The organism is Streptomyces sp. NPDC088762 (assembly GCF_044750905.1).
Lineage (GTDB): Bacteria > Actinomycetota > Actinomycetes > Streptomycetales > Streptomycetaceae > Streptomyces.
In genome coordinates, this window is sequence record NZ_JBIVKT010000029.1 from 16379 (window position 1) to 28572 (window position 12194).

Genomic DNA, 12194 nt, shown 5'->3' on the forward strand with positions numbered 1-12194 from the left:
GAGAGAGCGGCCCGATGACGACGGTTCCCCTGCCGACCGACACCACCCGGTGGCGCTGCACCCTGTGCGGCAACCTCACGCGCTTCGACGTCACCCGTTCGTCGAAGGTCGTCGAGTACGTCCACCTGGACCTCGCCGGGGAGCCCAAGGTCGAGGAGCGCGAGGTGGTCAATGAGACCATCGAGTCGGTCCGCTGCCGCTGGTGCAACGCGGTGGACCAGATCGAGCTCGTGGACAGGCCGGGCGCGGACTCCTGAGGGAGCCGTGCCCACAGGTAGATCACGGTAGGGGTGACGGATTGTGGAGCCAGCAAGCGGCGCTGAGCCGGCCGACGCGGCCGGCGACGCCGCCGAGGTGCTCGACCGCCCGCTGCCGGAAGGCGTGCGGCGCCGGGTCGTCGCGCTCGTCTCGGAAGCCTTCGGCGGACTGACGGTCGCGGACCTCCCGGCGCAACTGCGCCAGTACGCCCGGTTCACCCCGACCCGGCGGGCCAAGTTCGCGGGCAACGCCATGGCCGCGGCGGTCGAGACCGACGCCGTCTTCCGCGGGCGGGTCGCCGAGAAGCTGCGCGAGGCGCAGGCCGACCTGGCCGGGGCGCTGGAGGCGGGCGCGCCGCCCGCCGCCGCCGATCCGCTGGACGTGGCGGCCGCCGCGTACGTGCTGCGGCCGGCCGGGTGGGTCAAGCTGGTCGCCGCCGCGGGCGAGGAGGCGCAGCGCGCCGACGCCGAGCGGGTCGGCGAGGAGACCCGGCGCGAGCTGGACCGGCTGCGCGAGGAACTGGCACACGTACGGGAACTGCAGCGCGCCGGCGGCGAGCAGGTGCGGGCCGAGCTGGAGGCGACGCGCAGGGAAGCGGAATCGCTTCAGCGCAAGTTGCGCAGTGCGCTCAGCGATGTGAAGCGCGGCGAGGCGGCCCTGCGCAAGGTGAACTCCGAGATCGAGGGGATCCGCGGGGAGGCGGCCGCGCGGGTGGCCGCCGCCGAGAGCGAGGCCCGGCGGCTCAAGTCGCGGCTGGCGGAGGTGGAGACGGCGCTGGAGACCTCGCGCCGGGCCACCCGCGAGGGCCGCAGCATCGAGGACATGCGGCTGCGGCTGCTGCTGGACACCGTGCTGGACGCGGCGGCGGGGCTGCGCCGCGAGCTGGCGCTGCCGCCCGTCAACACGCGTCCGGCGGACACCGTGGACGCGGTGGAGCCGGGCCGGATGACGCCGAAGGACATCGCGGCGCGCGCGCTGTCGGAGACCGATCCCGCGCTGCTGGACCAGCTGTTGGCGCTGCCCCAGGCCCATCTGGTGGTCGACGGCTACAACGTGACCAAGACGGGCTATCCGACGATGCCGCTGGAGAAGCAGCGGCTGCGGCTGCTGGGCGGGCTGTCGATGCTGGCCGCGCAGACGGGCGCGGAGATGACCTGTGTCTTCGACGGGGCGGAGCTGGCGGCCCCGGTGCTGCTCGCGCCGCCGCGGGGGGTGCGGGTGCTGTTCTCCAAGGCCGGGGTGACGGCGGACGAGCTGATCCGTCAGCTGGTGCGCGCGGAGCCGCCCGGCCGTCCGGTGGTCGTGGTCTCCACGGACCGGGAGGTCGCCGACGGGGTGGCCAAGGCGGGTGCGCGGCCCGTGACGTCCGCCTTGTTGCTGAAGCGGCTTTCGCGCGTTTCGTAACTGCTGGCGGTAATGCCCGAATTGGTGGGGCCTCCAGGGAACGTACCGTCAAGTGCCCGGCACAGAGCGTGCGCTGTAGGTAAAGAAGCTGGTCGGGGAGCAAGTTTTTTCCCGACAGGATTTGAACTGATCACAGCGAGGTCACTAGGGTCTGCTCAAACCTTCGTGCGGTAGATCACTCATTCGGGGTGGCGGCGGAGGTGCTGCCGAGTTGCGTTCTTCGGCGGCTCAAGGAAGAAGGAGCTCGCCTTCGTGGCGTCCCACCGTCGACCCAAGCAGCCGACCCGCGCTCGTGTGACCGTGCTCACCGCCACCGCGGCCGCGGCCGTCGTTCTCTCCTCCCAGGGCGCCTCCGCCGCGCCGATGAAGCCGGGCAAGGACGAGGTCAAGGCCCAGGTCGACGCCCTCTACGAAGAGGCCGAGCAGGCGACCGAGAAGTTCAACGGCGCCAAGGAACGCCAGGAGAAGCTCGAAAAGGAAATCGGGCAGCTCCAGGACCAGGTCGCGCGCGGCCAGGGCGAGCTCAACGAGCTGCGCAACACGCTCGGTTCGATGGCCAGCGCCCAGTACCGCAACGGCGGCATAGACCCCTCCCTCGCGCTCCTCCTCTCCGAGGACCCCGACAGCTACCTCGACAAGGCCTCCTCCCTGGAGCACTTGAGCGGCAAGCAGGTCGAAGCGGTCCAGAAGATCCAGGCCAAGCAGCGCAGCCTCGCGCAGCAGCGCCAGGAGGCCGCCGGCAAGCTCGCCGACCTCGACGCCACCCGCAAGGAGCTCGGCGAGAAGAAGAAGGTCTCGCAGGAGAAGCTCGCCGAGGCCCAGGCCCTGCTCAACAGCCTCACCGCCCAGGAGCGCGCCGCGCTCAAGGACGAGGAGTCGCGCGCCAGCCGCAGCGACAGCAGCCGCGTCGACCTCGGCAACGTGAAGGCGTCCGGCCGCGCCGGAGCCGCACTCGAAGCCGCGAAGACCAAGCTGGGCGGCGCGTACGTCTCCGGCGCAACCGGCCCGAGCGCGTTCGACTGCTCCGGTCTGACGCAGTGGGCGTACAAGCAGGCCGGCGTCAACATCACCCGCACCACCTACACGCAGGCGAACGACGGCACCCGTATCGGCCGCAGCCAGCTCCAGCCCGGTGACCTGGTCTTCTTCTACAGCGACCTGCACCACGTCGGTCTCTACGCGGGCAACAACATGACGCTGCACGCCTCGAACCCGCGCGGCGGGATCAAGTACGAGTCGATGGACAACATGCCCTTCCAGTTCGGCGTCCGCGTCGGCTGACCTCCGGCCGCACGGCGGGATGACCCCGCCCGCACGGCCGGCGGACCCCGCCCGCACGGTGAACTCCCGCCCCGGGACGCGCCGTACACCGCCCATCCGGGCGAATTGCGCGGCCCCGCTGTGACCACACGCCCCGCCGGTGACCTGCGTCTCCGGCGGGGCGTCACTGTGCGTACCCGTCGGCGGTCGTTGGCCGGTGCCCGGTGGCGCGGCTACTGTCTGCCAGCGCGGAACCCGGCACACGGCCGTCCACGGGGGGCGGACCCGGGCCCCGCACAGCGGAAGGGAGCGGTTTCACGTGGCATCCCATCGCCGGACCGGCCTCAGCGGCCTCACCGGCCTTGCCGGTCGCGACCGGAACACGAAGGTCACCGTCCTCACCGCCGCCGCTGCCACGGCCGCGGTCGCCATGACGGGCGCACCCGCGAGCGCGGCCCCCGGCCTCCCGCACGACCCGTCCGGGAGCGCGCGCGCCCAGGTGGACCGGCTGTTGGAGGAGGCCGAGCAGGCCACGGAACGCTTCAACGAGGCGGGCGAGAAGGCCGAGAAGCTCCGGGCGGAGGTCGACCGAGCCCAGGACGCGGTCGCCCGCGGGCAGGAGCGCATCAACACCATGCGCGGCATCCTCGGCACCTTCGCCGGAGCCCAGTACCGCAGCGGCGGAATCGACCCCGCCGTCGGGCTGATGCTCTCCGAGGACCCCGACGCGTACCTGGAACACGCCGCCGCACTCGAGCGGCTGACCGGACGCCAGGCCCGGCAGCTCGACGAACTGCGCGAGGAGCAGCGCCGGCTCGGCCAGGAACGCCGCGAGGCCTCCCTCAAACTCGCCGAACTCGACGCCCTGCGCTCCGACGTGGCCCGGCACAAGCGGGCCGTCACCGCGAAGCTCGCGGCCGCCCGGCGGCTGCTCAACGCCATGCCGTCCGAGGAACGCGCCGACTTCGAGCGGGCCTCGCGCTCCGGCGGCCGCCCCGACGCGCTGCCCGACATCCCCGCGCTCGGCGCCTCCTCCGGCCGCGCCGCGGCCGCCGTGATGGCGGCCCGGGCGGCGGTCGGCCGCCCGTACGTGTGGGGCTCCACCGGCCCCTCCGGCTTCGACTGCTCCGGGCTGATGGTGTGGTCGTACCGGCAGGCCGGCGTCTCGCTGCCCCGCACCTCGCAGGCACAGCGGCACGCGGGACGCCAGGTGCCGCTGTCGCAGGCACGGCCGGGCGACCTGGTGACGTACCGCTCCGACGCCAGCCACGTCGGCATGTACGTGGGGAACGGGCAGGTCGTGCACGCGCCGTATCCCGGGGCCAGGGTGCGGTACGACCCGGTCGGGATGATGCCGGTGTCGGCGGTCACCCGGCCCTGAGAGCAGGGCGTCTGTGCGTACGATCGGCGGGTGTTCGCCCGTCGCCGTCCCCCTCGCCTTCGTCTCGTGCCGGTGCTGCCGCTCGTGCTGTGCGTCCTGCTCGCCGGATGCGGGGCGCCGCTGGGCGACACCGCCGACCGGGACGTCCGGCGGGCCGTCGCCGACTGGTCGCGCGTGCCGCCCGAGCGGCTCGCCGGGATCCCGCTGGAGGGCTGGTCGTACGAGGTCACCTCGGTGCGGCTGGACGGGGCGCGGGCCGACGTGCGGGCCGAGCTGCGCTACCGGCTGGCCGGCTACGACACGGCCCCGGTCGGTTCGGCGCGCCGGCTCGAGCTCGTACGCGAAGCCACCGGGGACGGCGGGGACGGCGCGCGGTGGCGGGTCACCTCCGACCGGCCCGCCCCGGGCGCGCTGCCGCAGTTGTGGGACCAGGGGCCGGTGACCGAGGTTCGGGGTACGCACTCGCTGGTGCTGGGCGGCGAAGGGGCCCCCGACCTGGCGGCGATCGCCGACGAGGCCGACCGGGCGGTACCCGCCGCGAGCGCCGCCTGGCCCCGGCCGTGGGCGGGGCGGGTGGTGGTGCTGGTCCCGGGGTCCCTGGACCGGATGGCGGAGCTGCTGGGGCGGCCGGCCGACACCTACCGGGGGCTGGGCGCCGTCACCACCGGCCATGTGGGGGCCGGGCCCGCGCCAGCGGACCGGGTGGTGGTCAACCCCGAGGGCTGGGCCCAGCTGGGGGAGGAGGGCCGGCGGGTCGTCCTGACCCACGAGGTCACCCACGTGGCCACCCGGGCGGCGACCACCGCGACGACGCCGCTGTGGCTCTCCGAGGGCTTCGCGGACTGGGCGGCATACCGGGGCACTTCCACCACCCCTGAGCAGGGCGCCCCCGCGCTGGCCCGGGCCGTACGGCGCGGCGAGGTGCCGGCCGCCCTGCCGGACACGGAGGCCTTCGCCTTCGGCGGCGACCCCGACGCGCTGGCCCGGGCGTACGAGGGCTCCTGGCTGGCCTGCCGGCTGATCGCGGAGAAGTGGGGCGACGCGGCGCTGGTGGACCTGTACGAGCGGGTGGGCCGCGAGCCGCTCGGCACGGCGCTGGAGCAGACGCTGGGCGTGGACCGGGCGGAGCTGACGTCGCTGTGGCGGGAGATGCTGATCCGCGACCTGAGGTGAGCACCGGTCGGCCCGGCCGCCCCCGGGTGGGGAGGGCCTGAGCAGCCGGCCCGGGCGGACGGTATCGTCGGCTGGCGATGCACAAGACGCTGATCGTGACCAATGACTTCCCGCCGCGACCGGGCGGCATCCAGGCCTTCCTGCACAACATGGCGCTGAGGCTGGATCCCGACCGGGTCGTCGTCTACGCCTCCACCTGGAAGCGGGGTGAGGAAGGACGCGAGGCGACGGCCGCCTTCGACGCCGAGCAGCCGTTCCCCGTGGTGCGCGACCGTACGACGATGCTGCTGCCGACGCCGCGCGTGACGTCGAGGGCGGTGGCCCTGCTGCGCGAACACGGCTGCGAGTCGGTGTGGTTCGGGGCGGCGGCCCCGCTCGGGCTGATGGGTCCGGCACTGCGGCGGGCGGGGGCGCGGCGGATCGTGGCCACCACCCACGGGCACGAGGCGGGCTGGGCCCAGCTGCCGGCCGCGCGGCAGCTGCTGCGGCGGATCGGCGAGGGTACGGACACGCTGACCTACCTGGGGGAGTACACGCGCTCGCGGATCGCCTCGGCGGTGACGGAGCGGGCGGCGGCCCGGATGGTGCAACTCCCGCCGGGGGTTGACGAGAAGACCTTCCACCCGGAGTCGGGCGGGGCGGAGGTCCGGGCCCGGCTGGGGCTGACGGACCGGCCGGTGGTGGTGTGCGTCTCGCGGCTGGTGCCGCGGAAGGGGCAGGACACGCTGATCGAGGCGATGCCGAGGATCCTGGCGGCGGTGCCGGACGCGGTGCTGCTGATCGTCGGCGGCGGGCCGTACGAGGCGGATCTGCGGGCGCTGGCCGCGGCCAGGGGGGTGGCGGCGTCCGTACGGTTCACGGGGGCGGTTCCGTGGGCGGAGCTGCCCGCGCACTACGGGGCGGGGGACGTCTTCGCCATGCCGTGCCGGACCCGCCGGGGCGGGCTGGACGTGGAGGGCCTCGGCATCGTCTACCTGGAGGCTTCGGCGACGGGCCTGCCGGTGGTCGCGGGCGACTCCGGCGGGGCGCCGGACGCGGTGCTGGACGGCGAGACGGGCTGGGTCGTGCGGGGCGGTTCGCCGCAGGACGCGGCCGACCGCGTGGTGACCCTCCTGCTGGACCCGGCCCTGCGGGAACGGATGGGGACCGCGGGGCGGGCCTGGGTCGAGGAGCGGTGGCGGTGGGACCTGCTGGCCGGGCGGTTGCGGGAGTTGTTGTAGGGACGCCGGCGGCCCTCGCGCGGGCCGCCACGCCTGACTGTCTCTCAGGAGTCTGTCAAGGCGGAGTATGGCTGGACGGCCGGATTCCGCTCATGATGCGCGCATGACATCGAAGCTGACGCGCCGTCACATACTTGGCATCGGCGCCCTCCAGACCGCCGCCGCCCTCGGGTTCACCCGGATCGGGCTCTCCTCCGCATCCGCCGCCGAGCCGGCCGCGGCCCAGTACGCCCCCGCCATCGTCGTCGGGTCCGGGTACGGGTCCGCCGTTGCCGCGCTGCGGCTCGGGCAGGCCGGGGTACGGACCGTCGTGCTCGAGATGGGGCGGCTCTGGGACACTCCCGGGGCCGACGGGAAGGTCTTTCCCTCCACCTCCGCTCCGGACCAGCGGTCCATGTGGTTCCGTACGCGCACCGAGGCGCCGCTGGCGCAGTTCCTCTGGCTCGACGTGGTCAACCGCGACATCAGCCCGTACCCCGGTGTGCTGGACCGGGTGAACCACGGGGACATGTCGGTGTACGTGGGCCGCGGGGTGGGCGGAGGGTCGCTCGTCAACGGAGGGATGGCGCCCACACCGAGGAGGTCCTATTTCGCCGAGGTGTTTCCGGGGGTGGACGCCGACGAGATGTACGGCACCTACTTCCCGCGCGCCCGCTCCATGCTCGGCGTGAACGACATCGATCCGGGCTGGTTCGAGTCCACGGAGTGGTACCGGTTCGCGCGGGTCTCGCGCAAGCACGCCCAGAACACCGGGCTGAAGACCGTGTTCGTGCCGAACGTCTACGACTTCGAGTACATGAAGCGCGAGGCGGCCGGAACCGCCGTCAAGTCGGCGCTCGCCGGTGAGGTGATCTACGGCAACAACCACGGCAAGAAGAGCGTCGACAAGACCTACCTGGCCGCGGCGATCGGCACCGGGAACGTCACCATCGAGACGATGCAGCGGGTGGTCGGGGTCAGGGCCGATCCGGGCGGGGGGTACGTGCTGACCGTCCGGACCAGTGATGTCACCGGGAGGGTCACGCAGGTCCGCGAGCTCGGCTGCCGGCAGTTGTTCCTCGGGGCCGGGAGCCTGGGGACCACCGAGATCCTGCTGCGGGCCCGCGAGACCGGGACGCTGCCCGCGCTGAGCGACCGGGTGGGGCAGGGGTGGGGCCCCAACGGCAACGTCATGACCGCCCGCGCCAACCACCTGTGGGACACCGTCGGCGCCCACCAGGCGACCATGCCGGCCCTGGGCATCGACGACTGGGACAACGCGGCCAACCCGGTCTTCGCCGAGATCGCCCCGCTGCCCATGGGGCTGGAGCACTGGATCTCGATGTACCTGGCCATCACGAAGAATCCCGAGCGGGGGCACTTCGTCTACGACGCCGCCACCGACTCGGCCCGGCTGCGCTGGACCAGGGACCAGAACACCCCGTCCGTCGACGCGGCCCGATGCCTCTTCGACCGCATCAACCGGAGGAACGTCACCGTCTACCGGCACGACCTGTTCGGTGACAACAAGGCCTTCGCCGACAACTTCACCTACCACCCGCTCGGCGGCTGCGTCCTCGGGCAGGCGACGGACGCGTACGGGCGGGCGAAGGGGTACCAGGGGCTCTACGTCGTCGACGGCTCCCTGGTGCCCGGCTCGCTCGGCGTGAATCCGTTCGTGACCATCACGGCCCTCGCCGAGCGGAACATGGAGCGGATCCTCGCGGCGGACCTGTCCGGTCAGGCGCGGTAGAGCGCCTCGATCTCGTCCGCGAAGTCCTTCGCCACCACATTGCGCTTCAGCTTGAGCGACGGCGTGATGTGGCCCGACTCCTCCGTGAACTGGGAGGGAAGAATGCGGAATTTCCGCACCGATTCCGCCTTGGAAACCGCCGCGTTGCCGTCGTCGACGGCCTTCTGGACGGCGGCGATGAGCTCCGCGTCCTCCCGCAGCTCCGCCGCCGTCACACCGGCCGGCTTGCCGTTCTCCGCGGCCCAGCGGCCCAGGAACTCCTCGTCGATGGTGACCAGCGCCGCCACGAACGGCCGCCCGTCGCCCACCACCATGCATTCCGCCACCAGCGCGTGGGCGCGGATGCGGTCCTCGATCACCGCCGGGGCCACGTTCTTGCCGCCCGCGGTGACGATGAGTTCCTTCTTGCGTCCGGTGATCGCGAGGTAGCCGTCCTCGTCGAGGGTGCCGACGTCGCCGGTGTGGAACCAGCCGTCGGTCAGCGCCTCGGCGGTCGCCGTCTCGTTCTTCCAGTAGCCCTGGAAGACGTGCTCGCCGTGCAGCAGCACTTCGCCGTCGTCCGCGATGCGCACCACCGAGCCCGGCAGCGGCTGGCCGACCGTGCCGATCTTCGTCTTGTCCCACGGGTTGAAGGCCGTGGCCGCGCAGGACTCGGTCAGGCCGTAGCCCTCCAGCACGGTGAAGCCGATGCCGCGGAAGAAGTGCCCGAGGCGCTCGCCCAGCGGGGCGCCGCCCGAGATCGCGTACTCGCCGCGGCCGCCGAGGACCGTGTGCAGCTTGCTGTAGACCAGCTTGGAGAACAGCTTGTGCTTCAGCTTCAGGCCGAAGGAAGGGCCGCCCGGGGCGTCCAGCGCGCGGCTGTACGCGATCGCCGTCTCGGCCGCCGCGTCGAAGATCCTGCCCTTGCCGTCGGCCTGCGCCTTGGCGCGCGCCGAGTTGTAGACCTTCTCGAAGACGCGCGGCACACCGAGGATCAGCGTCGGCTTGAAGGAGGCCAGCTCGTCGGTCAGGTTCTTGATGTCCGGTACGCAGCCCAGGCGGATCGGCGCCAGGACGGACGCCACCTCCACCAGGCGGCCGAAGACGTGGGCGGCCGGCAGGAAGAGCAGCACGGAGCACTCGCCGGTGCGGAAGAGCGGGCTCAGGCGCTCCACCACGTTCCCGCACTCGGCGAAGAAGTTGCGGTGGGTCAGCACGCAGCCCTTGGGACGGCCGGTGGTGCCCGAGGTGTAGACGATGGTGGCCGGGTCGTCGGCGTTGGCGAGGCTGCTGCGCTCCTCGACCTCGGCGTCGCTGATCTCAGCGCCCGCGCTCCTGAGCGTGTCGAGGGCGCCCTGCTCGATCTCCCAGACCTCGCGCAGCTCCGGCAGCCGGTCGCGCAGCGAGGCCACGGCCGCGCTGTGCCCGGGGCTCTCGACGATCGCGGCGACGGCGCCGGAGTCGCCCAGGATCCACTGGATCTGCTCGGGGGAGCTGGTCTCGTACACCGGGACGGTGACGCCGCCCGCCGTCCAGATCGCGAAGTCGATCAGCACCCACTCGTAGCGGGTGCGGGAGATGAGGGCGACCCGGTCGCCGGGGCGGACGCCGGCCGCGATCAGGCCCTTGGCCGTGGCCCGGACCTCGGCGAGGAACTCCGTCGCGGTCACGTCCTGCCACCGGCCGTCGACCTTGCGGCTCATGACGGCGGTGTCTGGATGCTGAGCGGCATTGCGGCGGATGAGATCCGTCAGGTTCCCGTCCGACGGGACCTCGTACAGGGCCGGAAGGCTGAACTCGCGCAAGACTGCTGCTCCTCTGGGCGCCATCGCCACCGTGTGGACCGACCGGACGTTACCCACCGGTAGTGGGTTCCCGATAGAGGGAACCGGCCAGATGTTCCCTGCGTCACATGACGCAGCCATACCGCGTCGACCCTAGTCGACCCCGCTCGCGACTCGGAAGTAACCGCAGGTCCGGCCGCCTCCGCCACCCGTACTACCCCTCCGTGGCCAGGCGCCCCTAGGGTGAACCGCATGGCTGGCAGCACACGGGTTCACGTCGTGAGCGACGTACACGGCAACACCGAGGCCCTCGCCAGGGCAGGGGACGGCGCCGACGCGCTGATCTGCCTCGGCGACCTGGTCCTCTTCCTCGACTACGCCGACCACTCGCGCGGGATCTTCCCCGACCTCTTCGGCGTCGAGAACGCCGACCTGATCGTGGAACTGCGCACCGCACGCCGCTTCGAGGAGGCCCACGCCCTGGGGCGGCGGCTGTGGGACGGCCTGGACCGGGAACGGCTGATCGAGGGCGCGGTGCGCCGCCAGTACGCCGAGATGTTCGCCGCCTTCCCCAGCCCCACGTACGCGACCTACGGCAACGTCGACATGCCGCACCTGTGGCCCGAATACGCCGACGACCGCCCCGGCGTCACCGTCCTCGACGGGCAGCGCGTGGAGATCGGCGGCCGGGTCTTCGGCTTCGTCGGCGGCGGGCTGCCCTCGCCGATGCGGACGCCCTACGAGATCTCCCCGGAGGAGTACGCCGCCAAGGTGGAGGCCCTGGGGGAGGTCGACGTACTGTGCTCGCACATCCCGCCCGAGGTGCCGGAGCTCTGCTACGACACGGTGGCGCGGCGCTTCGAGCGGGGCAGCGAGGCCCTGCTCGCCGCCATCCGGCGGACCAGGCCGCGGTACGCGCTCTTCGGACACGTGCACCAGCCGCTGGCGCGGCGGATGCGGATCGGGAACACGGAGTGCGTGAACGTCGGCCACTTCGCGGCGACCGGCAGGCCCTGGGCCCTGGAGTGGTGACCTCCGCACGCACGGTAGCCTTCGAGCGGCGGCCGGAGGCCGCACATTTCCTCGAATACTCCCCGGAGGATCGACCGCGATGGCGGAACACACCAGCTCAAGCATCACGATCGAGGCTTCGCCGGCCGACGTGATGGCCGTGATCGCCGACTTCGCCCGCTACCCGGAGTGGACCGGCGAGGTGAAGGAGGCCGAGGTGCTGGCCACCGACGCCGAGGGCCGCGCCTCGATGGTCCGGCTGCTGCTCGACGCGGGCGCGATCAAGGACGACCACACCCTCGCGTACACCTGGAAGGGTGCGGACGAGGTCAGCTGGACCCTGGACAAGTCGCAGATGCTGCGACAGCTGGACGGGTCCTACCGGCTGGCCCCGGTGGCGGGGGGCAAGCGCACCGAGGTCACTTACTCGCTGACGGTGGACGTGAAGATCCCCATGCTCGGCATGATCAAGCGGAAGGCCGAGAAGGTGATCATCGATCGGGCCTTGGCGGGCCTGAAGAAGCGCGTGGAATCGGCCTGACCCCTGGCCTCCCGGCGGGGGCCGTCCCCTCCTGCCTGAGCGCCGCTACCGTGGCTCCGCCCCGTCCCCCCGGCGGGGCTGGGGGGTGCCCCTGGGGCGGTGCCCCGATCCCCGGGCGGGGTGCGGTTCGCCTCAAACGCCGGCGGGGCTGGGGTGGTGTCCCCGGGCGGGGTCCTGACTGCCGGTCGGGGTCGCGGGGTCCCTCCGGGACGTCTCCTCGGCTCGCGCACTAAGGCCCGCTTCGACACATAAGCGTGGTTGCGCGCTCGTCCTGCGGGGACGTCCCGGCGTGCCCCCGCTCCACCAGCAGGCAACAGGCACCGGCCCGGTGCACGGGGGAGTGGATTGCGACCCCCGGCCCGGGTGGGGCCGGAGTGGGGCTTGGGGTGGGGACACGCCGGAGTGTCCCCGCAGGACGAGCGCGCAACCACCCTGAACATGTCGAAGCGGG

Annotated in this window: 10 protein-coding genes; 9 read left to right on the forward strand and 1 reads right to left on the reverse strand. The window is 72.6% G+C overall.

Going from position 1 to position 12194, the window contains the following annotated elements; genetic code table 11:
* The first annotated feature begins 14 nt into the window (after positions 1–14).
* The 7 genes from ACIP5M_RS35535 to ACIP5M_RS35565 all read left to right on the forward strand — a co-directional run bounded on the left by ACIP5M_RS35535 (position 15) and on the right by ACIP5M_RS35565 (position 8428).
* A complete protein-coding gene (locus ACIP5M_RS35535) occupies positions 15–257 on the forward strand; it encodes a hypothetical protein (protein WP_215020373.1) in 243 nt (80 codons plus the stop codon).
* Positions 258–297: 40 nt separating this feature from the next.
* Complete coding sequence (locus ACIP5M_RS35540; RefSeq protein WP_401205160.1) at positions 298–1662, forward strand: NYN domain-containing protein; 1365 nt, start codon at positions 298–300, stop codon at positions 1660–1662.
* A 252-nt stretch (positions 1663–1914) separates the two neighbouring features.
* Positions 1915–2943 carry an NlpC/P60 family protein gene (locus ACIP5M_RS35545; protein WP_401205139.1) on the forward strand — a complete coding sequence of 343 codons (1029 nt, stop codon included), beginning with the start codon at positions 1915–1917 and terminating at the stop codon, positions 2941–2943.
* Positions 2944–3241: 298 nt separating this feature from the next.
* Complete coding sequence (locus ACIP5M_RS35550; protein ID WP_401205142.1) at positions 3242–4303, forward strand: NlpC/P60 family protein; 1062 nt, start codon at positions 3242–3244, stop codon at positions 4301–4303.
* A gap of 66 nt (positions 4304–4369) precedes the next feature.
* Complete coding sequence (locus tag ACIP5M_RS35555) at positions 4370–5476, forward strand: hypothetical protein (RefSeq protein ID WP_401205145.1); 1107 nt, start codon at positions 4370–4372, stop codon at positions 5474–5476.
* A 77-nt stretch (positions 5477–5553) separates the two neighbouring features.
* The gene (locus tag ACIP5M_RS35560) at positions 5554–6696 is read left to right on the forward strand and encodes a glycosyltransferase family 4 protein (protein ID WP_401205147.1); all 1143 of its coding nucleotides are present in this window, start codon (positions 5554–5556) and stop codon (positions 6694–6696) included.
* Between the two features lie 103 nt (positions 6697–6799).
* The gene (locus ACIP5M_RS35565) at positions 6800–8428 is read left to right on the forward strand and encodes a GMC oxidoreductase (protein ID WP_401205150.1); all 1629 of its coding nucleotides are present in this window, start codon (positions 6800–6802) and stop codon (positions 8426–8428) included.
* Here the strand turns inward: ACIP5M_RS35565 and ACIP5M_RS35570 are convergent.
* A complete protein-coding gene (locus tag ACIP5M_RS35570; protein ID WP_401205152.1) occupies positions 8416–10212 on the reverse strand; it encodes an AMP-dependent synthetase/ligase in 1797 nt (598 codons plus the stop codon). The genes ACIP5M_RS35565 and ACIP5M_RS35570 overlap by 13 nt on opposite strands.
* Positions 10213–10443: 231 nt before the next feature.
* Here ACIP5M_RS35570 and ACIP5M_RS35575 point away from each other — a divergent pair, with 231 nt between their 5' ends.
* Both ACIP5M_RS35575 and ACIP5M_RS35580 read left to right on the forward strand, forming a co-directional pair.
* The gene (locus tag ACIP5M_RS35575) at positions 10444–11223 is read left to right on the forward strand and encodes a metallophosphoesterase (RefSeq protein WP_401205155.1); all 780 of its coding nucleotides are present in this window, start codon (positions 10444–10446) and stop codon (positions 11221–11223) included.
* A gap of 79 nt (positions 11224–11302) precedes the next feature.
* Complete coding sequence (locus ACIP5M_RS35580) at positions 11303–11743, forward strand: SRPBCC family protein (RefSeq protein ID WP_401205158.1); 441 nt, start codon at positions 11303–11305, stop codon at positions 11741–11743.
* Positions 11744–12194: the final 451 nt, after the last annotated feature.

Bases quoted from the DNA above. Each gene is read 5' to 3' on its own strand.
- ACIP5M_RS35535 (WP_215020373.1), top strand. From the start codon at position 15: ATGACGACGGTTCCCCTGCCGACCGACACCACCCGGTGGCGCTGCACC.
- ACIP5M_RS35560 (WP_401205147.1), top strand. From the start codon at position 5,554: ATGCACAAGACGCTGATCGTGACCAATGACTTCCCGCCGCGACCGGGC.
- ACIP5M_RS35565 (WP_401205150.1), top strand. From the start codon at position 6,800: ATGACATCGAAGCTGACGCGCCGTCACATACTTGGCATCGGCGCCCTC.
- ACIP5M_RS35575 (WP_401205155.1), top strand. From the start codon at position 10,444: ATGGCTGGCAGCACACGGGTTCACGTCGTGAGCGACGTACACGGCAAC.
- ACIP5M_RS35580 (WP_401205158.1), top strand. From the start codon at position 11,303: ATGGCGGAACACACCAGCTCAAGCATCACGATCGAGGCTTCGCCGGCC.